This is a genomic window from Microbacterium sp. lyk4-40-TSB-66 (assembly GCF_030209475.1).
Lineage (GTDB): Bacteria > Actinomycetota > Actinomycetes > Actinomycetales > Microbacteriaceae > Microbacterium.
Window position 1 is genome coordinate 138334 of record NZ_JARVRW010000004.1, and the last position, 25773, is coordinate 164106.

Genomic DNA, 25773 nt, shown 5'->3' on the forward strand with positions numbered 1-25773 from the left:
CTCAGACCGCCGCGCGTGCGGGCTCTGCCAGGGGGCCGGGGGAGGTGTCGCCCGTCATGCGCTTGACGACGAGTTCGGCCGAGATGAGGCACATCGGCAGGCCGATGCCGGGGAGCACCGACGTTCCGGCGTAGAACAGGTTCTTCACCTTGCGCGAGCGGTTCTTCGGCCGGAAGATCGCGCTCTGGGTCAGCGTGTGCGCGAGCCCGAGCGAGTTGCCGTGCCAGGCGTGCAGGTCGTTCGCGAAGTCCTCGGGGGCGATGGTGCGGCGCACGACGATGCGCTCGGCGAGATCCGGGATGCCGGTCCACTCGGCGATCTGGGCGATCACCCGGTCCGCGGCCTTCTCGATCCGCTCGTCGCCCGCGCCCGAGACGCCGCCGCGCCCGCTCTCGGGATCGGCCGGCACGGGAACCAGCACGAAGAGGTTCTCGTGTCCTGCGGGAGCGACCGAGTCGTCGGTCGTACTCGGGCGGCAGATGTAGATCGACGCGGGGTCGGGGATCTTCTTGTCGTCCCCGAAGATCGCGTCGAAGTTGGTGTGCCAGTCGTCCGTGAACAGCAGCGTGTGGTGCGTGAGCTGCGGCAGCTCGCCCTTCACGCCGAGCAGGAGCAGCAGGGCGCCGGGGCTGGGGACCTTGTCCTTCCACCACTTCTCCGGGTACTGGCGGTCCTTCGCCTCGAGCAGGTCGTTCTCGGTGTGGTGGAGGTCGGCGCCCGAGACCACGGCATCCGCCGAGATGACGCGTCCGTCGGCCAGCCGTACGCCCCGGGCGACACCCGACTCGGTGATGATGGCATCCACCGGGGTGGAGGTCTCGATACGCACGCCGCGCTCGCGCGCGAGCTTCTCGATCGCCGCGATGATCTCGGTCATGCCGCCCTTGGGGTACAGCACGCCGTCGCCGAGGTCGAGGTGACTCATGAGGTGGTAAAGGCTCGGGACCTCGAACGGGGAGCCGCCGAGGAACACCGCCGGGTAGGCGAGGATCTGCTGCAGGCGGGTGTTCTGGAAGTCGGTGGTGACGCGGCTCCACAGTGTGCGGGTGAGCAGCGGGATCAGCGTCGGCAGGCGCTTCACCAGAGCCGGGTCGCGCAGGCCCTTCGTCGACGAGTACGGGTCGTACAGGAACTTGGACGTCGAGAGCTCGTACGCGTCTTTCGCGGAGTCCAGGTAGGCGTCGATGTTGTCGCCCGAGCCGGGCTCGTGCTCCTCGAACAGCGCGCGCACGGCCTCTCGTCCCGAGACGATATCGATCGGCTCACCCTTCCCGGGAGGGCCGTAGACGCGGTAGGCCGGGTCGAGGCGCACGAGGTCGAGCTGTTCCGCGGCGCTCGTGCCGAGCAACTGGAAGAAGTGGTCGAACACCTCGGGCATGAGGTACCAGCTGGGGCCCGTGTCGAAGCGGAACCCGTCGCTGGCCCATGACCCGGCTCGGCCACCCAGGTCGTCGCGGGCCTCGAACAGTTGGACGTCGTGCCCGCGGTCCGCGAGCAGGGCGGCCGTACCGAGTCCGGCGATTCCGCCTCCGACGACGACGATGCGCTGGGCGCTCATGAGCGGGAACCTTTCGGAGGACGCCCCAGGAGGGCGCGAGCGGCGAGGGTGGCTTTGACACCGTCGGGGACGCGGACGCGGGGGGCGCCGGCGGGGGCTGTGCGGAGGCGGCGCGACAGCTCCGCGAAGAGGTCGTGCGCGGTGGTCACGGCGGCCCGGCAGTCGGGCGGGAGGTGCGGGATGACGGATGCCGCGGCGGCGAGGTCGGCGTCGATCCGGTCGAGCACCGCGGTGCGTCGCTCGTCGTCGGCCGCGCCGTCGAGGTAGTCGCGGCCGAGGCGGTCGGCGTCATCGGCGAGGTCGCGCAGGAAGTTCACGTCTTGGAAGGCGGCACCCAGACGCCGGGCGCCGTCGACGAGGTCGGCCGCCGGGCGGGCGGGAGCCGACATGCCGGCGTTGAGGAACACCTGCAGGCACATGAGCCCCACGACCTCCGCCGACCCGTAGACGTACGCGTCGTGCGACAGGTCGTCGTGGGCGGCGGTGTCGATGTCGGTGCGCATCGAGGCGAAGAAGGGGGCGATGAGGTCGGCGCCGATGCCGCACTCACGAGCGGTGCGGGCGAAGGCGTGCACGACGAGGTTGGCGCTGAAGCCAGTGGCGATGGCATCCATCACCTCGTTCTCGAGACCGTCGAGGACGGCGCGCTCGCGCTCGGGGCTCAGACCGGCGTCGTGGGCGGGACCGTCGACGATCTCGTCGGCGACGCGCACCAGGGCGTAGACGTTGCGCACGTGCGGGCGGGGCCGAGCGCCCAGCAGTCGGGTGGCGATGCCGAAAGACGTGGAGTACCGGTTGATCACCGCGGCCGCGGCGTCGTCGGCCGTCTGCGAATAGAGCTCGAGTCCCGTGTGGGCGGTGGTCACGGAACGCGCTCCGCCACGGTGTCGACGAGACCCTGCAGCATGGCCTTGCAGGCCGCGGGCAGCATGGCTCCCTCGACGATCATCGTGGCTTCTTCGAGCGTCTCGTAGACCATGCGCTCGAGGGCTTTGCGCGCCCCGGATGCCGACAGAGCGGCCTGCGCGGCGCGGATGGCGACGGGACCGGTGTGCGCCTGCGCGAGCGCGAGGCTCACCTCGGGCCAGTCCTCGGTCTCGCGGGCGAGGGAGATGAGGTGCGTCTTCTTCGCCTCGCGCAGGTCGCATCCCTCGTCCTTGCCGGAGACGGCGGGGGTGCCGAAGGCGCCGATGAGGTCGTCGATGAGCTGGTAGGCGAGTCCGAGGCGTTCGCCGAAGCGTTCGAGGGCGTGCAGCGCCGCGTCGCTCGCACCGGCCATCACGGCACCGGCCTGCAGGGGCGCCGAGAAGGAGTAGACGGCGGTCTTGTCGCGCGTGGCCGCGAGGACGGTCATCGCGTCGACGTCACCCGCGGAGACGGCGTTCTCGACGTCGGCGAGCTCGCCCGCGGCGGAGACGATGACGGCATCCTCCACGAGACGCAGGAGTTCGGCGCGCATCGCGGTCGGCACGTCGGCCAGGGCGACGAGGCGTCCGGCCTCGTGCAGGAGCATGTCGCCGGCGAGGATTCCTGCGGCGTTGCCCAGCAGGGCGGCACCGGCGTCGTCGGCGCCTTTCTCGAGGCCGCGCTGGCGGAACTCGCCCCCGATGTTCGGGATGCCACGGCGCTCGAGATCGTGGTCGATGACATCGTCGTGCACGACGAAGGCCGTGTGCAGCAGTTCGAAGGCCGCGGCGACCTGCCAGAGCGCCGAAAGAGCCACGGCGTCACCGTCGAGGGTGTCGTAGGCGGCGGCGACGAGGAGAGGACGGAAGCGCTTGCCCCCGGTGGCGGCGCGGCGGATGGCGGATGCCAGGGCACGCGCGCCCTCACCCAACGGCACGACGCGGTACTCCAGGCGCTCGAGGGCCGTCTCGATCGCGTCTTCGATCTCTTGCCGTGCGGTGGGGGCCGAGGGGACGGCGACGATCACGATGCTCTCCTCACGGCGGGCAGGGACGCGAACAGGTGGAGCTGCTGGGCCTGCATCACGAGCCACGGGCTGAAGGCCCACGGGGTGGCGGCGATGGACGCTGCGAGATCGAGGGGGTCCACCCAGCGGTACTCGGCGACCTCGTCGGGGTGGGGCTCGGGCTCTTCGTCGGTGCGGGCCACGTAGACGGGGCAGATCTCGTGCTCGACGATGCCGCTGGCGTCGACGGCGCGGTAGCGGAAATGCGGCAGGGCGAGTTCGAGATCGCGCACGGGGAGCCCGACCTCGAAGCCGGCACGACGATGGACCGCTGCGATCATCGGTTCGCCGGGAGCGGGGTGGCCGCAGAACGAGTTCGTCCACACGCCCGGCCAGGTCTTCTTGTGAAGGGCACGCCGGGTGACCAGCACCTGCCCGTCACCGTTGACGACGTGGCACGAGAACGCGAGATGCAACGGGGTGTCGGTATCGTGCACACTCGCCTTGGGCGCCGTGCCGATCTCGCCTCCGAAGTCGTCCAGAAGGACGACATACTCGGTCTCGCTCATCGTGCCTCCTGTTTGCTAGTTTAGCTAGCGATGTGAGCCTGACTATACCCAGGCGGAAAGGGGGTGTCCACCGTGACCAGCCCCGTGTCGACCTCTGATATCCGACCCCGCGTGACCCAGTCGCTGCGCGCCATCCAGACGCTGAGCGACGCCCTCGATCGCATGCACAGCGGCATGAAGGGCGACATGGACATGAATGCCAGCGACCTCGCGACGCTGCGCATGCTGACCATCCGCGAGCACCGTGGACAGATGGTCAGTCCGCACGACGTCGCCACCCATCTGCGCATCTCGACGGCCTCCACCACCAAGCTCATCGATCGACTGGTGGCGTCGGGCCATCTCGAGCGCCGCCCGCACCCCTCCGACGGTCGTGCGCGCGTCGTCGTGCTCACCGACAAGTCGCGACGGGAGTTCTTCCAGCACTTCGGCGTGCACCTCGGCGCCATGCGCGAGATCGCCGACCGCTTCGACGACACGCAGTTGGCGACCGTCACGCGCTTCATGGACGAACTCACCGAGGCCATCACCACCGACGACTGAGCGCCGCCCGGCGCGAGCCCACACGGACCGGAGCCTGAGCCTGTCGAAGGGGCCCTTCGCCCGCGCGCTCACGCAGAGCGCCCTGAGCCTGTCGGAAGGCCGTCCGTCCGCCCGCTCACGGATAGCGCCCCGAGCCTGTCGAAGGGCCTTTCGTCCGCGCGCTCACGCGGAGGGCCTTGAGCCTGTCGTAGGGTCCGGGACCCCCGACCCCTACCGCCGTGGCGCCGCCCCTCGGGCAACACGCACGCCGACGTCGTCGAACCCCTCGCGGGGCCGCCCTCCCCGGCGCGCCGTCGCCCGCATGAGCGCGGGGGCGTCCGACCAGCCCCCGCCCCGGGACGCGCGGGCATCTCCGGCGCCCTCGGGGTCGTAGGGGTCCATGCACCACTCCCAGACGTTGCCGAGGGTGTCGAACAGACCGTGGAGGTTCGGCAGGCGCGCACCGACATCCGACGGGTGACCCACTCCATCGGCCGCCGTCCATGCCACGTCGCGCACGGGTCCGTACACGGCGGAGACCGACCCGGCGCGGCACGCGTACTCCCACTCGTCGTCGGTGGGGAGGCGGAAGCCGTCGGCCTCGGCATCCCCGTCGACGACCTCGCCGTCGAACGAATACACCGGGTCGAGCCCCTCCCATTCGCTCAGCGCGTTGCAGAGACGGATGGCGCGCAGCCAGCTCATGTTGACGGCCGGGCGTCTCGGGTGGCGGGAAGGGATGCCGAGCAGTTCGGCGAGCTGTTCCTCGGTGACGGGGTAGACGCCGATCTCGAACGATTCGACGACGATCTCCCGGCGCTCGGGTCCTCGTAGGTCTCCCCGCAGCACGCTGCCGGCGGGGATCGTCGCCATTTCGACGTCAGTCAACGTGCTCACCACTCACCGGTCAGGAAGCCTCGACAGCGACGTGGGGCCGCGCGAAGACTCGATGACTAAAGGGTGACGCACATCTCCGGCGCCTGAGGCCGGGGTGACATCCCCGGCTTTTCGTGCAGTGGTCAGGAGCGGACGAGCTCCGCCATCGCCCGCACGCCGGCGTCTTCGGCGTACCGCTCCGCGGAGACGGCCGCGGGGAAGTCGCCGGTGTCAAGATCGGCCGCCTCATGGGCGGCAGAGCAGTACGACCTCTGCCCGCGCCACACCGCGCGGCTGGGTCGCAAGCTCGTTCCGCAGGTCTCGCAGCAGACGACGGTGCTCCCGAACACGATCGTGTTCACACCGTCTCGCACGCGCGTCAGCACGTTGTTCATGTGGCACTCCTCTTAGCTCGCCCTACGCCCGCGTCGTCCATGACGGAGCGGGCCCCGTCGTCGACGTTACGGGCCGGTTACACGGGGGAGGAGCGGCTTGAGCAATTCCTGGGGGGATCTTGCGGTTACGTCGCGGTCCTTGAGAGAACGCTGCGTCGATGGCAATTCCTCCCCCGAAAGAGGGTCGAGGCACGGCCCCGCACGCTAGGCGAGCTGCACCATCCAGAGATCGCTGTCACCCGTGATGAACAGGCGTGTCTCGTCGGCGTCGAAGGTGCAGTTGCTCACGACGTGCGGGGTCGGGATGACGCCCAGGCGTCGACCCGTGTCATCGACGACGACCACGCCCGCCTCGCTGGAGATCCACAGCCAGTCGCGGCTGTCGACGACGAAACCGTCGGGGATGCCTGCGTCCACCGTCGCGAAGGTGCGCGGGGTGCCGAGCGTGCTGCCGTCCCAGTTGCAGGCGACGACACGGGGGAGACCCTCGGCGTTGGATTCGGCGACGTAGAGCGTGCGCTCGTCTCGGCTGAAGGCCAGACCGTTGGGCTGGTCGAGGTCGATCATGCGCTGCAGTCCCTCGTCCTCCCTCCAGCGATAGACGCTCTGGTGGGGGAGAGCCGGATCGGCCGGATATCCCTCGCGCGGGTCGGAGATGCCGTACGTGGGGTCGGTGAACCAGATCGCCCCATCGGATGCCACCACGAGGTCGTTCGGCGAGTTCAGCGGCTCACCCTCGAAGGCGTCGACGAGCAGCTCCGTTCCGCTCGCGTCGGTTCGACTGACCCCGCGGCGACCGTGCTCGGCTTGGACGAGGCGGCCCTCGGCATCCATGGTGTTGCCGTTCGCGAAGTGCGACCGATCACGCACGGTGACGATGCTGCCGTCCTCGCGCCAGGCGAGCGTGCGGCGACCGATCACGTCGCTGAAGATGAGGGAGCGCTCCTCGGGCCACCAGACGGGACCCTCGGCCCAGGTGGCGTCGGCGTAGAGCGACAGCAGGCGGGAGCTCGGGGGGAGGACGGCGGCGAGACGGTCGTCCCAGACGCGCGGCGGTGCCACCTCGACCTGTTCGGGGGATCGGGGGTGCTGCAGGATCTGGCCGTCGAGGGGGAGGGGCATGAGCCCAGTCAATCCGGTCGACGTGACCGTCGAGAGCGGGTTGACGTGCTTCTCGCGAGCGGGTGATGTCGGCGGGGCGCGTGATGCGGTTTCAGCGTCAGGGCCCGGGCTGGCCGGGGCACACGGAAAGGGGCGCCGCCGACCGGAGTCGACGGCACCCCTTTCGTGGTCGCGTCGTGTCAGACGCTGCTCTTGTGACGGCTGCGGCGAACCGTGGTGGCCACGGCGATCGTCGCGCCGGCGAGGACGAGAGCGCCACCGCCGACCCAGAATCCGAGCATCGACCCGGCATCCAGACCCGTGACGGCGAGCCCGCTGCTACCGCCGGCGCTGGTGCTGGTGCCGGTTCCGCCCGTGCTGGACGAGCCGCCGCCGGCGGCGCCCGAACCGTCGCCGGATGCCAGCGAGCCGGAGGCGGTCAGGGTGTAGCTACCGATCTGCGGGTCGGGAAGGGTGACGTCTGCGGCGGCGGACCCGGACGCGTCGGCCACCTTGGTGACGGAGGCGGCGGTGACGGCCTGGCCCGCCGTGGCGATGTTGGCGCCGGTCACGCCGACGCCGACGAGGGTGAAGGTGACCTCCGAGCCGGCGGCGTATCCGGCGAAGCCGTAGGAACCGTCTTCGGTGACCTGAATGGTCTGCGCACCGGGGACGTCGGGCACGTAGGCCTGAGCGACCGCGGGGGCTGCGACGAGCAGCGCTCCGGCAAGGGCGAGCGTTGCACCGGCTTTTGCGAGGGTGAGTTTCATGAATGTCTGCTTTCGAATTCGGGCAACCAGGGATAGGTGGTCCGCGTTCGTGCTATCCCGTGACGACGCAAGGGCAGGACAACAATGATGCGGGAATGTACTGATTGAAAGACCATCCTGAGTATTGCTTAGGCGCTTCATGGACGCAAGCTGAAAGCATTTCCGCGACATTAATTCTCGGAATCGTCTCCGCGGACCGTCTGTGGCGGGGCGACGGTGTCACTGGAGGACCGCGCCGGCGGCGCCGGTGCAGGCGACGCGGACGGTGGGACTGAGGGTCGAGTCCGCCGTGGGGGTGACCAGGGCTTCGGCCTCTGTCGCCGTGGACACGGCCGTCGCCGTGATCTCCACCTGGGCCGTCGCCTGAGGGGCCACCGTCGCGCCGACGGTGAGAACCTCGCGCCCTTCCATGGTCGATCGCGTGAACGCCGTACCGGACGACGTGGACGTCGCGAGGGCGGTCCACCCCTCGGGGAGGTAGACGTCGGTGACCACCGTGGCGACACCGGGCGCGGTTCCGTACACGCCGTTGCCCGTCACGTAGCGCGGGAGCGAGGTCGCCGCGTCTGCAGGAGCCGTGTTCGAGAGCGTGAGGGTCAGAGTGACGTCGCGCATCGTGGCGTCGGGGGAGGTCCGGCACGACCCCCAGCGCAGTTCCGTCCGGGGGGCGATGTAGTAGCTCATCTTCGAGCCGGTGCCGTCGTTGAGGTAGACGCCGAATCGCGCGGTGCGCCCGTCGCTCGCCGGCAATTGTCCCGCGAGCGAGGTTCCCTCGATCACGGCCTGCTCCGTCGGTTCCGCCGCCCACACCAGCACTCGACGCTCCTCGACTCCGCGAGCGAGGGCGGCGATCAAGCCCGGCGTGGAGCCCCGCCCTCCACGCAGGGCATCGAAGACGGCCCCCGTGACGCCCGCGAAGAAGGCGTCCTGCGCGGCGGGGTCGGAGTAGCGCCGATACGCGTCGTCCAACAGGAGCGGCACGGCGTTGTCGCCCGTGAGCGCCTCGCCGTCGGGCAGTGCGACAGGACCGGTCGCGCCCAGCAGATACGACAGCACCACCGGGTCCACAGCCATCACCCCGTCGACCTCTCGGCCCGTCTCGTGGCGGTACATCTCCCGTGCCAGTGGCCCGTCAAGCGGGAAACTGGGGATCTGGGTGAGGTTGTGGAAGTACCGCGCGGGTCGTGTCTCGTAGATCTTCTGGACGTCGGGGGGAAGCTCGACCACGGGCCCGGAGATGCCCCGCGACAGGGATGTCGCCGAGTGCGTGTCGACCAGGGAAAGGGCGCCCCGATCAGCACTGAGCTCGATGGCGGTGCCGGAGACGCCGCCGAGGGAGCGCCACTCGGCATTGTTCTGCACGAGGAGCAGGTACGAGCGAGGTCCGTCCTGCCCCAACATCGAGGGGAGCAGCTCCGTCGCCCGCCGCAGGGCGTCGACAGCGCCGGCCGCGGAATCGAAGGTGGTGCGCGCGTCGTCGACGGCGGACGCGACCGCGCCGATGAGGGGGGTCGGATCGATGGCGTTCACATCCGCTGCTGCGCCGGTCGCCGCGTCGGCCGCGGACCGTGCGGGAACGGTCAGGGTGGTCAGCGCCGTGGTGTCGAGACGGCCGTCGTGCGGTCGGAGGTCGTCGATCGAGACGTCTCGTGCGGCGGTCGCGAGCGGCAGGAGGCTGTCGCCGAACAGACGGTCCGACGCGGAGGCGATCGCTCCGAAGGCGGCGAGCTGCGGGCCGATCCACGGAATGTGCTCGGCGACCGCCCAGACGGGGTCCGACGTCAGGGCGCGGGCGGCGCCCGCCTCTGCGGCCAATCGTTCGAGCGCGGGGGTCGCTTGAGCGGGGTCGGAGGAGACGGATGCGGCGACCGTCGGCGCGAGGGAGCGCATGGCCGAGAGATGCTGATACGCCAGAGCGCCGCGCACACCCACCCATGCCGTCATCGCGACGATCAGGATGAGCAGCCCCCCGAGCGTCCAGACCGCGATGCGCCCCGCGCGCCGCCCGGAGGACTTCGGGGATCGCCGCGGCCGGCCGCTGGGGCGGTCAGCGTCACTTTCCCGCGCGCGTGCGGCTGGGCGGCGCATCCAGGCGGGTGATGTCACTCGATCCGCTGCGCTTCGCGTGTCGCCCGCCGCGAGAACTCGGCCGGTTCTTGGAAGGCGCGTTCGTCGTCGTCGCGGCGTGCCGGGACGCCCGGGGCCGCGGTAGCTCGGCGGGGCCACTTCTTCTGCGCCGTCGTGTCCTTGCGGTACCCGTTCCCGTACCCGCCGTAGCCGTACCCGTAGGCGGAGTAGTACGAGTCGGGACCACGCGTCGGAACCATCGACATGACGAAGCCGGCCAGCTTCGCGCCGACGGTGTTGAGGGCCTCGGTGGAGCCGGCGAGTTGATGCTTCGTGGCCCGACCCGCCGAGACGACCATGATGGCGCCACTGGTCAGCCGAGCCAGGATGGCGGCATCGGTCACCGGTAGCAGAGGGGGCGCGTCGCAGAGGACGACATCGAAGTCCTCCTCGAGCGCCGAGAGGAACGACCCCATCTTGTGCGAACCGAGCAGCTCGCTCGGGTTGGGCGGGATCTTGCCGGAGGGGAGGACGAACAGGCTGCGGCCACCCCAGGGGAGCATGACGTCGTCGACCGCTGCGCGACCGATGAGCACGTCGGTGAGACCCACGCCGCCCTCGATCCCCAGGTAGCTCGCCACCGACGGTTTGCGGAGGTCGGCGTCGATGAGCGCGACCCGCTTTCCGGCATCCGCGAGGGCGATGGCGAGGTTGATCGTGGTCGTGGACTTGCCCTCGCTCGCAATCGAACTCGTGACGACGAAGCTGGAGCGACCGCCCATGTCGAGGAACTGCAGGTTCGTGCGCAGCGCTCGGAACGATTCGGCGCGAGGGCTCAGCGGATCGGCGTGCACGATGAGCGGGCGCTCCCGAGCCTTCACGTCGTAGGCGATGGCGCCGATCGCGGGTGCCTTGGTGATGGTCTCCGCTTCGCGCAGAGTCCGCACCTTGTTGTCGAGACTCGTGCGAAGGGCTGCCACACCGAGGCCGAGGACGAGGCCCGCGATCAGACCGATCGCCAGGTTGAGAGGGGTGTTCGGGCTCGACGGTGACAGGGCCGGCTGCGCCTCGCTCACCCGACTCAGCCGGACCGGGCTGGAGCCGTCGTTGGATTCGGGTTCCAGCTGGGGCACGACCGACGAGAGGCTCGACGCGATGGCGTTCGCGAGCGACGCCGCACGCGTCGCGTCGGCATCGGACACGGTGATGGTGATGAGGGTCGAGTTGAGTGCCGCGGTGGCGCTGACGCGTCCGGCCAGTGCCGCCGGCGTCGTCGAGACGTCCAGCTGCGCGATCACGGGGTCGAGCACGATGGGGGTGCGGACGAGTCCGACGTAGGTGTTGATGCGTGCCTGGGTGAAGCTCGAACCCTGTTGCAGCTCGGCCGCAGTGCCGCCGGCCTGGGTGGACACGAAGATCGTGCTGGACGACTCGTAGATCGGCGTCCGGGTGAGGGTGTACACCGTCGTCGCGCTCAGCCCGATGAGCGTCAATGCGACGATGGCGATCCAATTCTTGCGAAGGATCCGGATGTAATCGCTGAGCTCCATCATGCCTTTCGACAACCCGTTTCGGCCCAGGAAATCACCTGCGCAATAGACATAAGTGTGACATATCCAATGTTACGGATAGACGCATTCCGCGTCGCTTCATCTCCGGCGGAGATCCCGCCTCGTCCGGGGCGTCGCCACCGCGTCCGGACCGACGGTGCCCGCGTCGACCCCCGGGGCCGATCGGTCCTCCACGCGATCTCGGTCGGCAGAGCCCGGAGCAGCTCCCACGGCGAGGCGCACGAGCCGCTCCACGGCGTCCAGCCCGGGGTCGAGCTGAACGGCCGACGCGCGATACGTCGCTACCGAGCGACGGTAGGGGTCGATGACGTCGTCGTCCGCCGGATCGGCCGGGGAGGGGATGAGACCCCGTCGCGCCCGGAGTCCCGCCAGCAGGGCGGCGAACCTGGCCCGCTGCGGGTCGGTCTCATGGGCGTCGCCGGCGGCGGCGGTCGAGGCGAGCGCGTGATCGTCGATGCCGTCGATCGCCCGGACGAGTTCTCGTGCCGTGAACGTCATCCGCAAGCGCGACGGGTCCATCTCGACCACGGCACGACGGTGCTCACGGGTCATCGCCACGACGAGGTCGACGTGCTGCAGATGATCCGGCATCAGCAAACGGGCGCGATGAGCGTGCGCGGCCACGGACGGGACGCCCCTTTCGACGGCGAGGTCGATGGCCTCCTCCGTCATCAGCCCACCATCGCGCGCGCGAGTGCCGGCACTGGCGAATCGCACCTCCAGGTCGCCCGTCCGGGCTTCGAGGGTCAGAGCGGCGAGCGGTGACCGGCAGATGTTGCCGGTGCACACGGTGAGGACATTCAGCACGGTTCCTCCTCGGATCGGTGAACGGTCGATACCGTGAGGGGGTGACAGATCAGCGTCGTCGTTCGACTCGGTCGATTCAGCGTTCCTCGTGGAGCGCCGAGACGGGCGCTTTGCCGCCCTCGGAAGGGTCGGGCACGGCGCGTGGAAGAAGCGACTGGAGGTCGCGGCCCCGAAGCGGACGAACGGGTGACGCTCAGCTCCTCGCTCTCGCGCTCATCGCCCTCATCACCGGAACGCTCCTGACGAAGGTTCTGCCCTCCACGGGTTCGTCCTGGGCGACCGTGGCATCCCTTCTGCCCCTGTGGCTCGGGATGGCCGCGCCGGCCGCGCTGTTCCTCGTGCGCTCCCGTCCGAAGGGGCTGCTGCGGTTCCGCGCGACGGATCTCGTGTGGGGTCTCGGGCTCGGCTTGGGTCTGAGACTCGTGCAGGGCGTGCTGGAGCGCGCCGATCTGCAGCCCTTCCCGACCGTGCAGAGCATCGGCGGGCCCTTCTCGAGCGGATGGTGGCTCGAGCAGGTCCTCGCGTCGGGCGTGGTCGCACCCGTGGCGGAGGAGTTCTTCTTCCGCGCGGTCATCCTCGTGACTGTCTACCGTCTGCTGCGGCGCCAGACCGGCGCTGTGGCCGCGGGAGCGGCCGCGCTCCTCTGCTCGGCGGGGACCTTCGTGCTGCTCCATGAGGCGTTCGCGCTCCTTTCCGTCGCGGCGGCGGTACAACTGTTCTTCGTCGGGGTGGTGTGCGGAGCCCTCGTGCTCCTGACCGGGCGTATCTGGGGTGCCGTGCTCGTTCACATCGTGTACAACGTGACCTTCATCGGCCTGGCCGTGATCGGAAGCTACGCAGGCTGACGTCGCCCGCGCGAGGGTTTCGGGGCCGTGCGGACGACCCATTGCTGGAGCTCGCGCACCCACCGTTCGGTTCCGTGTCCCTTGCTGAAATCGAACGACGCGGCGGACTCGCGGGCGAGGAGTTCCCGGTCGTCGGCGTAGGCGACGATCGCTTCGACCCACCGGTCGTGGTCATCCGGGGGCAGCACCCGACCCCGTGACTCGCCCAGACGCCACCGGATGTCACCAGCGCGGTCCGTGCTGATGACGGGAACTCCGCTTGCGAGCGCCTCATCGACGACGAGGCCGTAGGGATCGCCGAGCGTCGGAAAGAGCATGACGTCGGTGCGCGCGTACACCTCGGCGATGTCCGAGGCCTGCACGAACGGCGACACCGAGACACGACCGGGGTGATCTTGCGCCCAGCTCTCCACCTCGGTGTAGAGGCGACCGTCACCGACGATCTCGACCCGCACATCGTTGCGAGTCCGGAGGACCCTGTCGAGCACCTCGAGGAGGAAGGGGATGCCCTTCTCGGGGATGAGCCGTCCGACGTACAGCAGTCGGAGGTCGTCACCGGCGACGCGGTTCTGAGCGGCGAGCCCGAACGCCCGCCATTCCACGGCGTGATGCAGCCGGTGCGAGCGGTGCGCGCCGTAACGCTTGACGTAGGAGTCTGAGTCCGGTCCGGGGGTGAGCGTCGAGGAGGCGCATCCGAAGAAGAGCTTCTTCAGCAGTTCCTTGCGCCAATTGCGCTCCACCCATGAATCCCAGGTCATCAACGCGTACAGGGCGAGGTGACCGCCAGCGAGGCGGTGAAGCCACGCCGGCCAGAGCGCCGGCATGTGGTGGAAGGTGAACACCCGGGTGGGTCGGAGGGCCCGCCAGAGCGAGACGAGTTCGACGAGACGCCGGGGCGATCGCGGTCCCGTTTCCAGGAAGGTGTGGGGGAAGTTCATGCTCTCCCGGGTGACGGTCCAACTACGCGCCGGGTCGAGGTAAGAGCTGAACACGCAATGGAAGCGCACGGTCCCCGCCGCGGCGAGGGCGTTGAATCGGTCGCGCCAATACGGGTTGATGGCAGGGAGGAAGAAGACGACGTCGTTCACGCCCTGATCTCCTCGTACGTGCGCGCGATGGATGAGCGCGTCCGATCGGCGATCTCCGTCCACCGCTCCTCCGCGGCGGCGATCTCGCCGACTTGCGACACGACCTGGTCCACGTCGAGCTGATCGACCCGGTGCACGTACTGGTCGAGCCCCAACCGGCGGAGGACCCCGCGCGACTTCTCCTGGTACTGGAGGCTGATCGCGGGCGTTCCGACGCTGATCGCCATGATGCAGGCGTGCAGACGCGTACCCACGACCACCCGCGACCGAGCGTATTCCTCGTAGAGGTGCGCCACGTCGGTCACCTCGTCGACGTCGTGCGGGAACGACAGGCGCGCACTGATCATCCTGGCCACCACGATGTCGTCCTGCTCGTGCTCGGGGAGGGACGAGTGCCCTCCGATGACCACGCGCAGGCCGAGCTCGTTCACCCGCGTCGCGATCTCCGCGACGCGGCGCACGTATTCCTCGAACGCCACCTGGTTGACCGACGTCGACCAACGCCAGTCCATCGCGACGATGCGACACACGTCGCCCACGACACCCGTCTTCACCGGCGCGGAGTAGAAGAACGCGACATCGTCGATCTCCCGCGCGGTCATCTGCATCGGGACGGTGCTCGCCGCGAGAGACAGCCGTTCGCGCACCACCACCGTCGTGTGGCGGAGGCTCCACCGGATGAGCCCCCGATCGAGTCGACGGGTGACCGGGCCGATGCTCTGCGGCATCATCAGCGTCGATCCCGTCAGCGCGTGCCCGAGACGGATCGACACCAGGCTCTGGTAGAGGCTCAGGTTGAGTCGACGCTTCGACGAGTACATGTAGCCGCCGCCGGCGACGACCACGGTGTCCGTGCCCGCGAGGATGCGAGATGTGCCTGGAAGGAGCGCGCGAGCGATCGTCCGTGCGGCGGCTCGCGAGAGTGTGGAACCGGCGATCACGAGGAGGCTGGCGGCGAGGCCGTACAGCACGCGCATCGCGCGACCGAGCCGTGCCCCTTGCGCGGGGAACGGGACGATCTCCGGCACCACTCGCAGGCCGAAGCGGGAGTATTCCGCACTGTCGTCGTACCTCGACGACAGGGTGACGGATGCCGCCCCCTCGCTCTCCAGCAGTTGCTTCGTCGCGAGCATGATCGCCGCGTCACCGGCGTTGCGGAATGAGTACGAATTGATGATGAGGCAATGCCCCCGGGTCGTGGTCATGCTCGCGAGACTCCCAAGAGTTGCGGTTCGGTGGGACGTGGCGCAGGCGTCCGTGATGCCACGGCCGCCTGTGCGATGAGACAGAAGGCGAAGATCGAGAACCCGCGGTTCTCGAGGGGGAACCCGTTGAGGGTCAGGACGGCGGTCATCGCCAGCGCGACGACGAGGTGGGCGCGCACCTCGCGGTCCGTTCGCGTGAGGCGCAGGGCCGATCCGAAGACACTGACCAGCGCGATGGCCAGGAGGAGGGTCCCCACGAGCCCGACCTTGACCAGCACGATCAGCGGGGAGTCCAGGGTGAAGATCGACCCGGTCACGACACCGGTCGTGACGGATTGGAACGGCTGGCCCCACCCGCGCCCCCACACCGGGTCTGCGAGCCAGAGCTGGTGCGCCCATTCCTGGGCCCGTACGCGCTCGACGGCGGAACCGTCGTTCGAGAATGCGGCCCAGCCGTTCTCGGCGACTCGTGAGAACCACTGCACCCGGTCGGCGGCGATCCCGCCGGCGAGGGCGGCCGAAAGGGCGAGCGCGGCAGACGCCGCAGCGACGGCTGTGGAGAGGAGGATGCCGACACGCAGCGCACGTCCTGGGGCGAGGAGCGCCGCGCAGGCGGCCACCAAGAACCCGACGGCGAGGTACACCCAGATCGTCCGCCCCCCGGAGAGGATAAGGACCCCCGAGAGCACGATGGCCCCGACCAGAGGCAGCATGCGGATTCTCGTGGACGCGCAGAACACCCCGAGCCCGAGCGCGATGGCCGGGATGGGCACGAAACTGGACGCGAGTCCGAACGATTCGATGTCGACGCCCTCGGCGCCCCGCCGCTGCAGCCACGTCACGGTGAAGGCCAGCGCGCCGAACGCCCCGACGGACCACAGCAGTGCGAACACCTGACGGCGGGAGGCCGTGAGACCGAACTCGAGACCGATGAGCACGGCCGCGGGGAAGAAGATGTAGGTCAACGCGTCGCGCAGCCAGTCCTGCGGATCGGTCGACGGGGTCCATACGAGCGAGACGAAACTGACGGCGAGCACGGCCACGCACAGCACGACGCCGAGTCCCATGCCCCGGGGGACGCGTCCGCCGCTGCGGATCAGGCGCACGCCGCTGATTGCGGCGAGAACGAGGGTGAGGGCCAGGAATGACAGCTTCACTGCGACCGGGATGCCGGCGTTCTGCACGACGACGACGTATCCGGCCGCGAACACGACGCCACGGACGAGGGGGCCTTTGTCCGTCATGGATGACTCCTTCGTGCGCGGGCTGTGAGGAGCGTGCCCACGACTGAGATGATCAGCGCGCACACCAGGACGACTGTCGAAGTCGGTGGGGCGAAGAAAGCGGATCCTCCGATGAGCAGGCTCATCACGAGCGCGGGAAGCAAAGTCGCCATCACGGGGACCGGGCGAGCTGATCTCAGCAACCATGCGGCCCTCACGAGGCCGAAGAGCACTTTCCATATTGCAACGGCACTCACGAGGAGCATCAGGTCGCCCGTGAACGAGACCAAGGCGGCGGCAGCTGTACCCGCTGTGTCGACCGCGTTGAACGCCGTGCCCTGCCACCACCTGTTGTTCGCCTGCTGCAGACCGTCGAGGATCGGGCTCATCATCCTGACCGCCAGGCTCGCGAGCAGGATGACGACCGCCGGCGCAGCGGCGGTCCATTCCGCGCCGAGGACCGAACCGATCAGGGGCGCGAAGAGGGAGACGAGTGCGGCGAGACCGGAGACGGCGAAGACGAACAACCGGCACAGTTCCATGCTCAGCGGAACACGGCGATCGAGGGTCTCGTTCGAGAGTGAGCTCAGGGCGACGCGCGCGAGGGGAACGGACACGAGGCCACTGAGTCCGAGGCTCACCTGGTAGGCGAGGAAGTAGAGGCCGAGCACCTCGGCACTCGCGCCGAACTGGGCGACGATGAAGCCCACCTGGATCGGCAGGGTGACGAAGAGGGAGTTCACCCCCCATGTGAAGCGGGTGCGCGGAGAGACGGTTCGATCGGTCTCGACCTCCGCGCGGGTGAGGGACGGCACCCGCCGCAGGATCACGACGTCCATCAAGAGGTAGAACACGACCGTCGACACGGCGAAGGCGAGGGGCGAGGCGAAGGCGGCGGCGATGACGACGCCGACCACGATCTTCGCCACCGCTGCAAGGATCTGAGCGGTCACCACGCGCGCGTAGGCCTTGTATTTGACGCCGGTGGAGTACATCAGCTCGGCATCACCGATCAGAGGGATGCTGATGGCCGAGATCGCGGCGAGCGCGGCGACCATCGTGTTCCCGTCGATCCAATAGAGCACCGCGATCAGCGCCCCGCTGCCCGCGAGCACCGTGTTGACGCGAAGGATGGCCCGCCGCGCCTGGGAGAACGTCCCGCCCTGACCGCTCAGGTAGCCGTTGACCTCCCCGAAGTTCGCCAGACCGGTCAATACCGAGATGACCGAGGTCGCCGCAGCCCAGTAACCGAAGTCGGTCGGGCTGAGCCAGACGGCCAGCAGGAGCTGTCCGACGGCGGCCATCGCGCGGGCCACCGCCGTTCCGATGGACAGCCGGAGGACGCCTCTCAGCAAGTCAGCTCCCCGCCGCGCTCACGAGGCGCACGTTCGCGACCCCGCTGAGCGACCGCCGGTAGACGCCGCCGAGTTTGAAGTAGCCCGCTTCGACCATCGTGACGTCGGCCCCCATGATCGCCGCGGGCAGGGCCACGTGCAGACGGTCGGTGATGACCGACTCCGCGCGGAGGATCATCGTGCGGTACTCCTCGAAGGTTGCGAACTGCCGCGCGCTGATGTCGATGCAGACGGCGCCGTCGAGTGTGGCTCCGGCGCGGGACACGAGACGTTCGGCGGCGCCGTGATTGCGCGCGCGTCGAGCGAAGCGGGAGATCCCCGTGTACAGCGGGCCGTAGGGGACCCGGGCCGCGAGGGTGTGGAGGATCGAAGACGCGGATGCCGCCTGCTCCGCGGAGGAGGACGCGCGCATCGACGACGCCTCCCGGTCGATCCGTGCGGCGACGAGACGGCTCAGGGGACGACGCCTGGTCGTCCCGAGGATGGCGGGGACGAAAGCGTGACCCGAGGCCACGACATCGTGGTCGAGGACCACTTCGACGCCCGCGTTCTGCAGCGACGTGCTCCACTGCTGCTCGAGGTGCGCCCGGGAATCGTCCTCCCGCAGGAACAGGAGGGTCGGAGCCTCTCGCTCCGCGAAGATGAAGGCGGGGTCGAGGTCGGGGAAGAAGACCGAGGACGGGAAGATGACGAGCGGGATCTTCTCGTACCCCTTCAGACGCTCGGCGAGATACCTGGGGAAGGCGTACACCTCCAGGAGGGCGCCGGACGGGGGAACGATCACGACCTCGGGGTCGGTGTCGACGATCTGGATGCCGAGTTGCTCGAGGATGCGGTAGAACACGGCGTGCATGAGGTCGTCACCGTTGTTGCCGAGGGCGCGACCGGCCGCATCGGCGGTGGACATCACGACGGCGCGGGCGCCCTCCCACCGCTTCAGGCGGGCTGTCAGTGCGTCCAGTGTGGGAAAGGACGTGCGGTCCTGGGTGGGGGGTGTCGTGGTCATCGGGCTGTTCTCTCGATCTGGCGTACGTAGTGTTCGGCGACGACCCGAGGGTCGAGTTGCTCGGAAGCGAAGGAGCGGGCGCTGCGGGTTGCGGCTGTCCAGGAGTCCGCGTCCAGGATGTCGAGGACCGCCTCAGCGATCTCCTCCGCGTCCGCCCGCACGATGCGGCCGGCGCCCGCGCGTCGGACGTACTCGGCCATGGACCCGACGTCGGTGACGATGACGGGCTTGCCCATCGCGAAGGCCTCCATCAGCGAGCCGGGCAGGCCCTCCTGGGCCGAGGGGAGGACGAAGATGTCGAACCTGTCGAACGTGGGGAGGATGTCGCTCTGGAAGCCGTGGAAGTGGACGTGATCTTCCAGACCCAGCTCGGCGGTGCGGTCCCGCAGCTGGACCTCCATTGTCGACGAGGCGAACGGGCCGAAGAAGTGCACCTCGCAGGGCGCTCCCATTGTGCGTAGGACCTCAGCCGCCTCGATGAGCAGATGGGGGTTCTTCAGCGGTCCGAGCTTGCCGATGAATCCCAGTCGCACAGGGTTGTGCGGGGGCCGCACCTCGGGGTCGTCGGTGATCATCCGTGGGTCGACGGGGTTCGAAAGGCGCGAGACGCGGTCCGCGTCCAGTCCCGTGCGCACCAGTTCCTCCGCGATCCCATCGGACAACGCGAACCCCGCGCGCGCGCGAGTACCGATGCGACGAACGATCCATCGTTTGAGCACGGAATGCTGCATCCCGCCGAGATCCCCGTTTTCCAGGACGGGGAGCATGACGACGCTCCCGCGACGCGCGAACAGGGCGGGCAGGAGGTTTGTCAGATATGCGCCCTGCAGGTGTACGACGTCCACCGATCGACGGTGTCGCGCGACGCAGAGGGCGGCGTTCAGCATCCAGCGGAGCTGCTCGATCCGACCGAACGTCCGCGATCGGAGAGCGGGTACCAGTTCGTCCGCCCATGTGGGTGCGATGTCGACGCCCCTGTCACGGTAGACGAGGAGGACCCGGGTGCCGGGGCGCTGCGCAACCACCTCCGACCACATCCTGTTCATGAGGGTCAGGGGACCGCTGTAGCCCCCGGACGCGCCCCACGGCGAGAGCAGCAGAACGCGAGACCGAGACGTCGCCCCGGTCACGCGATGCTTTCGTTCTCGAGAGGGGACGACCGGCACGACCGACCGGCGATGTCCGCGCGGCTCACGCGACGAGTCCCGAGGCGGTGCGATACTCCGAGACCAGTTCCCGGGCGACGTCCTGCACGTCGAGCTCCGTCCTGATGTACGCCAGCCCGCCACCGCGCAGCGCATCGGCTGTTTCGCGGTTCTGGTGCGCACGGAAGGTGGCCTCGGCGAGCTCATCGGGGCTGCCGTCGGTGATGAGGGCGGCGCCGTGGCGTTCGCAGTCTGCGGCGATCCCCAGGGACGAGGTAGTGACGACGGGTGTACCGGCCGAGAACGACTCGAGGATCGACATCGGGAAGACCTCGTCGACGGCCGGCAGCACATAGACGCGGGCGTCCGACATGGCGGCGAACGTTTGCGTCGGCGGGAGCGCACCGATCCATCGGATGCGATCTCCCAGTCCGGCCTCCGCGATCGCTCGGGTCACCGTCTCGGCTTCCCCCTCGTCGGGCCCGACGAGGACGAAGGAGGTGTGGGGGAGTCGTGCGGCGAGGAGCTGCGCCATCTGCACGAAGGCGACGGGTCGCTTGCGCTTGTGGAGTCGGGCGAGGAAGAGCACGGTGTCGGTGCGTTCGTCCAGCGACGTCATATCGCGCGATTCGATGCCGTTGCGGATGGAGGTCAGCCGCTGCGGGTCGGAGATCGCAGCGAGGTCCTTCTCTTCGGCAGCCGTGAGCAGGAGCCAACTGCGCGACCCGGCGAGGGCGCGGCGCGTGGCGAGCCGATCGAGGACCGCGGCGAGCATCTTGTCGGATCTGTCGATCATGCCGTGGGACTGCGTGACGTACGGGATGCCCAGGCGGCCGAACAGCAAGGCGGCGGGGAGCGTCGCCAGATCGCGGGCAAGATGGATGTGCGCGACGTCGAACTCGTGTGCCTGCGACTTCAGTGCCGCGTGCAGACCGCGGGGCCAGAGCGTGGCGAAGCCGCCGAACGGGGCGAGCTTTCGGACGGGGAATGTCCGCAGCCGGTAACCGTCCTGCTGCATATCCGCCTCTTCACCTGCCGGTGCGCCAGCGAACACGGTGACCTCGTGGCCGAGCTCGACGAGGGCCTTCGCCTGCCCCAGGGCGACGCGGGTGGGTCCGCCGAACGCGCCGTCGGCTGAGGTGTAGGTGACGACGTGCGCGATCTTCACGGACGGACACCGCTCTCGATCACTCGGTCGCCCACGTAGGCGAGGGGATTGCCGCCCCAGATCTCACCGGCCGGTACAGGGCGTGCGTCGACGACGCTGAGGGGGGTGATGACGCAGTTGCGACCGACCCGCGCCCCACCGAGGACCACGCACCGTGAGGTCACCCACGCGCCGTCCTCGATGTGCACCGGTCGCGTAATGAGGGCCATGTCGCGCCGGTGGGCGTGGCTCCCGGCGGTGACGAAGGTCTCCTGCGAGATCACGACGTCATGCCCGATGTGGATCTCGTCCTGGTTGTGGAACCAGACACCCTCGCCGATCCATGAGCGGTCTCCGACGTGCAGCCTCCACGGAAATTTCACGCGGGTGCGGGGGCGGAAAATGACGCCCTCGCCGATGCTGGCCCCGAAAGCGCGCAGGACAGAAATGCGCAACGCCGAGCTGATCTGCCATGAATTAGTGACGAATAGCAGCTCACAGATGGCCCAAAGGTACACCTTCCAGGTCGGCTGGTCCCACGCTGCCCGTTCCCCGGGGGCTTTCGAAAGATCGATCACCGGGCTGCTGTTCATGCCGCCCCTTTCTTGGTCCGTGCGTTGCATTTGTCTAGCCGTATGATGGGCCATTGTGGGCCAATCTTCGCAAACTCTCGTCTTCGGATTGAACTACCCTCCGGAGACTACGGGAATCTCCCCGTACACCGGTGCAATGGCCGCCGGCCTCGCTCGGCGCGGGCGCCAGGTTCGTGCCGTCGTCGCGCACCCTCATTATCCGGAGTGGAAGATCGCGCCGGGTTACGGGCAGTGGTCGAAGCGCGAAAGAATGGACGGCGTCACCGTCGACCGCGTTCTTCATTTCGTGCCCCGCCGCCCCACTCTCGTGCCTCGGGCGCTCGCGGAGGTCAGTTTCGGACTGCGCCAGGCGTTCGTCCGGTGGGGGCAGCCTTCGGCGATCGTCGCGGCGTCTCCGGCGCTGCTCTCGTCGGCCATCGTGCGTCTCCGTGCCCTCGCGACGCATCGCGATACGCCGTTCGTGGTGTGGGTGCAGGACCTGTACGGGCTCGGCGTCGTCGAGACCGGGCAGGGCGGAGGACTCGCCGCGCGCGCTCTCTGCGCCCTGGAGGCCTGGCTTCTCCGCTCCGCATCGACCGTCGTCGTCATCCACGACCGCTTCGCCGATCGCGTCCACCACGATTTCGCGATCCCCCGCGAGCGCATCGCGGTCGTCCGGAACTGGACCCACCTCCCGCCGATGCCGCCCGTCGACGTGTCCGCTGTCCGCCGTGCGCACGGGTGGTCCGACGACGACGTCGTCGTCGTCCACACCGGCAACATGGGGGTCAAGCAGGGGCTCCATCACGTCGTCGATGCAGGTCGATTGGCTCACGAGCGCGGCGAGCGGGTACGTTTCGTCCTGGTCGGCAACGGCGCCCAGCGCGACGAACTCCAGCAGCGCATCGACGAGCAACCGACGACGACGCAGATCCTGCCCCCGCTGGATGACAAGGCGTTCGCCGACACGCTGCAATCGGCCGACATTCTGCTGGTCAATGAGCTGCCCGGCGTCGCAGAAATGGCTGTTCCCAGCAAACTTACGTCGTATTTCGCATCCGGGAGACCTGTGCTCGCGGCGACCGACGCGACGGGAATCACCGCTCAGGAAGTGACCGCGGCGGGTGCGGGTCTCGTCGTCGCCGCGGGCAGCGCGGGAGCGATTCTCGATGGCGCGAAGCTCCTCGCATCCGACCGTGACGAATGCCGTCGTTTCGGCGCGAGCGGAAAACGTTACAAAGAGACGGTTTTAGAGGAAACAAATGCGATCGATCGGTTCTGTAGTCTTCTCGACAATCTGACGGCCCCCGTAGCCGCTGAGCGCGTTCATTGATCTGACCCCCAACAAGATCGGCACAAGTACTTTGACGAAGCGTGCATTCATCACCGGCATCACCGGCCAGGACGGTTCCTACCTGGCGGAACTCCTGCTGTCGAAGGGCTACGAGGTGCACGGGCTGATCCGCCGTGCCTCCACCTTCAACACCCACCGCATCGACCACCTGTACGTCGACCCGCACGACCCGGAAGCGAAGCTGTTCCTCCACTACGGCGACCTGTCCGACGGTGCACGGATGGTGACGCTGCTGAGCCAGATCGACCCCCACGAGGTCTACAACCTCGCCGCCCAGTCGCACGTGCGCGTCTCGTTCGACGAACCGGAGCACACCGCCGACACCACCGGCACGGGGACCATCCGCCTGCTGGAGGCGGTGCGACTCGCCGGAATCCAGACGAAGTTCTACCAGGCCTCCACCTCGGAGCTCTACGGAGCGACGCCGCCCCCGCAGAACGAGGAGACCCCGTTCTACCCGCGGTCACCGTATGCGGCGGCGAAGCTGTACAGCTACTGGATCACGAAGAACTACCGCGAGGCGTACGACATGTTCGCCGTGAACGGCATCCTGTTCAACCACGAGTCGCCCCGTCGCGGAGAGACGTTCGTGACGCGCAAGATCACTCGAGCGGTCGCCCGCATCAAGGCGGGGGAGGAGAACCACCTCTACCTCGGCAACCTCGATTCGATCCGCGACTGGGGCTACGCCGCCGAGTACGTCGAGGGTATGTGGCGGATGCTGCAGGCAGACACCCCCGAGGACTTCGTCCTCGCGACGGGCGTCGGCTTCACCATCAAGGACTTCCTCGAGGAGGCATTCGGTCACGTCGGGCTCGACTGGGCCGAGTACGTGCGCTTCGACGAGCGTTACCTCCGCCCGACCGAGGTCGACGCCCTCATCGGCGACCCCAGCAAGGCCGCCGACAAGCTCGGCTGGGTGCCGGCGGTCCACGGCGACGAGCTCGCCCGCCTCATGGTCGACGCCGACACCATCGCGCTCGAACAGGGGGCCAAGTGGATCGACACGGTTTCGCTGCCCAGCTGGAGCAACCGGGAACTCGTGGGAGCGCGCGCGTGACGACAGCCGTCGACGGGGTGACGTACACACCGGGCGAGCTCGATCGCGACGCGACGTTCTATGTAGCCGGGCACCGCGGCCTGGTGGGATCGGCCATCGTGCGTCGGCTCCGCGCCGGCGGATTCTCGAACGTCGTGGGGAAGACGTCGGCGGAACTCGATCTGAAGGATCGCGACGCGGTCTTCGCCTACATGGCGGAGACGAGGCCCCGCTACGTCGTCCTCGCGGCGGCGAAGGTCGGGGGCATTCTGGCGAATTCGACGTATCCCGTGGATTTCCTCAGTGACAACGTCCGCATTCAAGTCAACGTCCTCGATGCCGCACTGGCCAACGACGTGGAGCGGGTGCTCTTTCTCGGGTCGTCGTGCATCTATCCCAAGTTCGCGGAACAACCCATCCGGGAAGAATCCCTTCTGACCGGCCACCTCGAGCCGACGAACGATGCCTACGCGATCGCGAAGATTGCCGGCATCCTGCACACTCAGGCGGTGCGGAGACAGTACGGATTGCCGTGGATCAGTGCGATGCCGACAAATCTTTACGGTCCGAACGACAATTTCTCACCGCAGGGCTCTCATGTGCTGCCGGCATTGATCCGTCGATACGACGAGGCCGCGTCGTTGGGGGCGGACTCCGTGACCAACTGGGGGACGGGTACCCCCCGCCGCGAATTCCTCCACGCGGATGACATGGCCGATGCGTGTCTGCACCTGATGGAGCACTACGACGGGCCCGGCCAGGTGAACGTCGGCACGGGCTCGGACGTCACCATCAGCGAGATCGCCGCGACCATCGCCCGCGTGACGGGTTTCACGGGGGAGACCTGTTGGGATACGTCCAAGCCCGACGGAACGCCGCAGAAGCTGCTCGACGTGTCCACGCTCCGCAACGCGGGCTGGACCGCCGGCATCTCGCTGGAAGAGGGGATGGAGCGGACGGTCGCGTGGTACCGCGACAACGTCAGCGCCCTCCGCGTCTGATGTTCCGCCACGTGGTGCTCTTCCGTATCCGCGACGGTGTGGACGCGACGGACATCTCCGCCGCCACGAGGATGCTGCGCGGTCGCGGGAGGCACGCGGGCGTCGTCTCATGGGCGGTTGAGCGGTCCCTCGACGACCGCAAGGGCACGGTCATCGCGCAGGACGCCACGTTCGCCGACGCTGCGGTATTCGGCGAGTGGCGCTCCTCCGAGGCCCACCGCGAGGCGGCGAATCAGATGGCGCGGATCGCGGACTGGTGGGTCGCCGACTGGGAGCAGCCGGCGATCTGAGTCAGGGCTGGTCGGCGTGCTCGTGCGCCGCCGAGCAGTACGGCCGGTGGCCGCGCCACACGGCGTGCTGCGGCCGCACGGGGTCGCCGCACGCCTCGCACGAGACCTCCGTCGCGCCGAACAGGAACTTACTCATGAAGATCCTCGCTTTTGTGAGTGGTGCAGACATTGCTCAACTCTTTTCCCCGTCCCCCTCGCCGACTCGCACTGACAAAAGCACGGCGAGAATCGGCCTCGCCGATCATACGTGTCCCCCGAATGGGGGACAAGTTCGGGTGTTATTCGCCGCGAGGCATTGACGGTGGTACGGGAAAGAGGGATCTGGGTCGCATTTCCCGCGACACCCGTCAAGAGT

General features: G+C 68.5%; 26 protein-coding genes. 6 read left to right on the forward strand and 20 right to left on the reverse strand.

Annotated features, from left to right (window positions below; all coding sequences use genetic code 11):
• Position 1: 1 nt before the first annotated feature.
• From crtI to idi, 4 genes are read right to left on the reverse strand one after another with little or no spacing between them, the layout of a single operon-like run.
• Positions 2-1558, reverse strand: a complete 1557-nt coding sequence (gene crtI, locus QRO03_RS08195) for a phytoene desaturase family protein (protein WP_285137031.1) — start codon at positions 1556-1558, stop codon at positions 2-4.
• Entirely contained in the window at positions 1555-2424 is an 870-nt protein-coding gene (locus tag QRO03_RS08200; protein ID WP_285137032.1) for a phytoene/squalene synthase family protein, read from the reverse strand. The genes crtI and QRO03_RS08200 overlap by 4 nt, the downstream gene beginning before the upstream one ends.
• Positions 2421-3491 (reverse strand): polyprenyl synthetase family protein, encoded by a 1071-nt coding sequence (locus QRO03_RS08205; protein ID WP_285137033.1) that lies wholly within the window; start codon positions 3489-3491, stop codon positions 2421-2423. The genes QRO03_RS08200 and QRO03_RS08205 overlap by 4 nt, the downstream gene beginning before the upstream one ends.
• Entirely contained in the window at positions 3488-4039 is a 552-nt protein-coding gene (gene idi, locus QRO03_RS08210) for an isopentenyl-diphosphate Delta-isomerase (protein ID WP_285137034.1), read from the reverse strand. Before idi ends, QRO03_RS08205 begins: the two co-directional genes overlap by 4 nt.
• 111 nt (positions 4040-4150) lie before the next feature.
• Between idi and QRO03_RS08215 the strand changes: the two genes are divergently transcribed.
• Positions 4151-4582: a MarR family winged helix-turn-helix transcriptional regulator gene (locus QRO03_RS08215; RefSeq protein WP_350224129.1), complete on the forward strand. Its 432-nt coding sequence runs from the start codon at positions 4151-4153 to the stop codon at positions 4580-4582.
• 210 nt (positions 4583-4792) lie between these two features.
• On the opposite strand, the gene QRO03_RS08220 is transcribed toward QRO03_RS08215, so the two are convergent.
• The 7 genes from QRO03_RS08220 to QRO03_RS08250 all read right to left on the reverse strand — a co-directional run bounded on the left by QRO03_RS08220 (position 4793) and on the right by QRO03_RS08250 (position 12148).
• A complete protein-coding gene (locus QRO03_RS08220; protein ID WP_285137035.1) occupies positions 4793-5449 on the reverse strand; it encodes an SUMF1/EgtB/PvdO family nonheme iron enzyme in 657 nt (218 codons plus the stop codon).
• 131 nt (positions 5450-5580) lie between these two features.
• Positions 5581-5832: a hypothetical protein gene (locus tag QRO03_RS08225; protein ID WP_285137036.1), complete on the reverse strand. Its 252-nt coding sequence runs from the start codon at positions 5830-5832 to the stop codon at positions 5581-5583.
• 204 nt (positions 5833-6036) lie between these two features.
• Positions 6037-6954 (reverse strand): SMP-30/gluconolactonase/LRE family protein, encoded by a 918-nt coding sequence (locus QRO03_RS08230; protein ID WP_285137037.1) that lies wholly within the window; start codon positions 6952-6954, stop codon positions 6037-6039.
• Positions 6955-7133: 179 nt separating this feature from the next.
• A complete protein-coding gene (locus QRO03_RS08235; RefSeq protein WP_285137038.1) occupies positions 7134-7703 on the reverse strand; it encodes a hypothetical protein in 570 nt (189 codons plus the stop codon).
• A gap of 219 nt (positions 7704-7922) precedes the next feature.
• Complete coding sequence (locus tag QRO03_RS08240) at positions 7923-9647, reverse strand: DUF4012 domain-containing protein (protein WP_285137039.1); 1725 nt, start codon at positions 9645-9647, stop codon at positions 7923-7925.
• 158 nt (positions 9648-9805) lie between these two features.
• Complete coding sequence (locus tag QRO03_RS08245) at positions 9806-11320, reverse strand: tyrosine-protein kinase domain-containing protein (RefSeq protein WP_285137040.1); 1515 nt, start codon at positions 11318-11320, stop codon at positions 9806-9808.
• A 99-nt stretch (positions 11321-11419) separates the two neighbouring features.
• The gene (locus QRO03_RS08250; protein ID WP_285137041.1) at positions 11420-12148 is read right to left on the reverse strand and encodes an arsenate reductase/protein-tyrosine-phosphatase family protein; all 729 of its coding nucleotides are present in this window, start codon (positions 12146-12148) and stop codon (positions 11420-11422) included.
• A 281-nt stretch (positions 12149-12429) separates the two neighbouring features.
• Here QRO03_RS08250 and QRO03_RS08255 point away from each other — a divergent pair, with 281 nt between their 5' ends.
• A complete protein-coding gene (locus tag QRO03_RS08255; protein WP_285137042.1) occupies positions 12430-12993 on the forward strand; it encodes a CPBP family intramembrane glutamic endopeptidase in 564 nt (187 codons plus the stop codon).
• Here the strand turns inward: QRO03_RS08255 and QRO03_RS08260 are convergent.
• The 8 genes from QRO03_RS08260 to QRO03_RS08295 all read right to left on the reverse strand — a co-directional run bounded on the left by QRO03_RS08260 (position 12981) and on the right by QRO03_RS08295 (position 21755).
• Entirely contained in the window at positions 12981-14081 is a 1101-nt protein-coding gene (locus tag QRO03_RS08260; protein WP_285137043.1) for a glycosyltransferase family 4 protein, read from the reverse strand. The genes QRO03_RS08255 and QRO03_RS08260 overlap by 13 nt on opposite strands.
• On the reverse strand, positions 14078-15286 hold the full coding sequence (locus QRO03_RS08265; protein WP_285137044.1) for a polysaccharide pyruvyl transferase family protein: 1209 nt from the start codon (positions 15284-15286) through the stop codon (positions 14078-14080). Before QRO03_RS08265 ends, QRO03_RS08260 begins: the two co-directional genes overlap by 4 nt.
• A complete protein-coding gene (locus QRO03_RS08270; RefSeq protein ID WP_285137045.1) occupies positions 15283-16530 on the reverse strand; it encodes an O-antigen ligase family protein in 1248 nt (415 codons plus the stop codon). Before QRO03_RS08270 ends, QRO03_RS08265 begins: the two co-directional genes overlap by 4 nt.
• Positions 16527-17864, reverse strand: a complete 1338-nt coding sequence (locus QRO03_RS08275) for an oligosaccharide flippase family protein (protein WP_285137046.1) — start codon at positions 17862-17864, stop codon at positions 16527-16529. Before QRO03_RS08275 ends, QRO03_RS08270 begins: the two co-directional genes overlap by 4 nt.
• Before the next feature lies 1 nt (position 17865).
• Positions 17866-18870: a hypothetical protein gene (locus QRO03_RS08280; RefSeq protein WP_285137047.1), complete on the reverse strand. Its 1005-nt coding sequence runs from the start codon at positions 18868-18870 to the stop codon at positions 17866-17868.
• Positions 18867-19916 (reverse strand): glycosyltransferase family 4 protein, encoded by a 1050-nt coding sequence (locus tag QRO03_RS08285; protein WP_285137048.1) that lies wholly within the window; start codon positions 19914-19916, stop codon positions 18867-18869. The genes QRO03_RS08280 and QRO03_RS08285 overlap by 4 nt, the downstream gene beginning before the upstream one ends.
• A gap of 145 nt (positions 19917-20061) precedes the next feature.
• A complete protein-coding gene (locus QRO03_RS08290) occupies positions 20062-21183 on the reverse strand; it encodes a glycosyltransferase (RefSeq protein WP_285137049.1) in 1122 nt (373 codons plus the stop codon).
• Positions 21180-21755, reverse strand: coding sequence for an LbetaH domain-containing protein (locus tag QRO03_RS08295; RefSeq protein ID WP_285137050.1), 576 nt, complete (start codon positions 21753-21755; stop codon positions 21180-21182). Before QRO03_RS08295 ends, QRO03_RS08290 begins: the two co-directional genes overlap by 4 nt.
• A gap of 55 nt (positions 21756-21810) precedes the next feature.
• On the opposite strand from QRO03_RS08295, the gene QRO03_RS08300 reads away from it, so the two are divergent.
• From QRO03_RS08300 to QRO03_RS08315, 4 genes are read left to right on the forward strand one after another with little or no spacing between them, the layout of a single operon-like run.
• Positions 21811-23067 (forward strand): glycosyltransferase, encoded by a 1257-nt coding sequence (locus QRO03_RS08300; protein ID WP_285137051.1) that lies wholly within the window; start codon positions 21811-21813, stop codon positions 23065-23067.
• A 31-nt stretch (positions 23068-23098) separates the two neighbouring features.
• The gene (gene gmd, locus QRO03_RS08305) at positions 23099-24148 is read left to right on the forward strand and encodes a GDP-mannose 4,6-dehydratase (RefSeq protein ID WP_285137052.1); all 1050 of its coding nucleotides are present in this window, start codon (positions 23099-23101) and stop codon (positions 24146-24148) included.
• Positions 24145-25128, forward strand: coding sequence for a GDP-L-fucose synthase family protein (locus tag QRO03_RS08310; protein WP_285137053.1), 984 nt, complete (start codon positions 24145-24147; stop codon positions 25126-25128). Before gmd ends, QRO03_RS08310 begins: the two co-directional genes overlap by 4 nt.
• An 11-nt stretch (positions 25129-25139) precedes the next feature.
• Positions 25140-25418, forward strand: a complete 279-nt coding sequence (locus QRO03_RS08315) for an antibiotic biosynthesis monooxygenase family protein (RefSeq protein WP_285137054.1) — start codon at positions 25140-25142, stop codon at positions 25416-25418.
• 1 nt (position 25419) lies between these two features.
• Here the strand turns inward: QRO03_RS08315 and QRO03_RS08320 are convergent, their stop codons facing one another.
• On the reverse strand, positions 25420-25554 hold the full coding sequence (locus tag QRO03_RS08320) for a hypothetical protein (protein WP_285137055.1): 135 nt from the start codon (positions 25552-25554) through the stop codon (positions 25420-25422).
• Positions 25555-25773 lie beyond the last annotated feature (219 nt).

What these genes read in the sequence shown, in the direction of transcription:
- crtI (WP_285137031.1), bottom strand. Translation starts at nt 1,558, where the DNA reads ATGAGCGCCCAGCGCATCGTCGTCGTCGGAGGCGGAATCGCCGGACTC.
- idi (WP_285137034.1), bottom strand. Translation starts at nt 4,039, where the DNA reads ATGAGCGAGACCGAGTATGTCGTCCTTCTGGACGACTTCGGAGGCGAG.
- QRO03_RS08225 (WP_285137036.1), bottom strand. Translation starts at nt 5,832, where the DNA reads ATGAACAACGTGCTGACGCGCGTGCGAGACGGTGTGAACACGATCGTG.
- QRO03_RS08230 (WP_285137037.1), bottom strand. Translation starts at nt 6,954, where the DNA reads ATGCCCCTCCCCCTCGACGGCCAGATCCTGCAGCACCCCCGATCCCCC.
- QRO03_RS08235 (WP_285137038.1), bottom strand. Translation starts at nt 7,703, where the DNA reads ATGAAACTCACCCTCGCAAAAGCCGGTGCAACGCTCGCCCTTGCCGGA.
- QRO03_RS08240 (WP_285137039.1), bottom strand. Translation starts at nt 9,647, where the DNA reads ATGACGGCATGGGTGGGTGTGCGCGGCGCTCTGGCGTATCAGCATCTC.
- QRO03_RS08245 (WP_285137040.1), bottom strand. Translation starts at nt 11,320, where the DNA reads ATGGAGCTCAGCGATTACATCCGGATCCTTCGCAAGAATTGGATCGCC.
- QRO03_RS08265 (WP_285137044.1), bottom strand. Translation starts at nt 15,286, where the DNA reads ATGACCACGACCCGGGGGCATTGCCTCATCATCAATTCGTACTCATTC.
- QRO03_RS08270 (WP_285137045.1), bottom strand. Translation starts at nt 16,530, where the DNA reads ATGACGGACAAAGGCCCCCTCGTCCGTGGCGTCGTGTTCGCGGCCGGA.
- QRO03_RS08280 (WP_285137047.1), bottom strand. Translation starts at nt 18,870, where the DNA reads ATGACCACGACACCCCCCACCCAGGACCGCACGTCCTTTCCCACACTG.
- QRO03_RS08285 (WP_285137048.1), bottom strand. Translation starts at nt 19,916, where the DNA reads ATGAACAGGATGTGGTCGGAGGTGGTTGCGCAGCGCCCCGGCACCCGG.
- QRO03_RS08295 (WP_285137050.1), bottom strand. Translation starts at nt 21,755, where the DNA reads ATGAACAGCAGCCCGGTGATCGATCTTTCGAAAGCCCCCGGGGAACGG.
- QRO03_RS08320 (WP_285137055.1), bottom strand. Translation starts at nt 25,554, where the DNA reads ATGAGTAAGTTCCTGTTCGGCGCGACGGAGGTCTCGTGCGAGGCGTGC.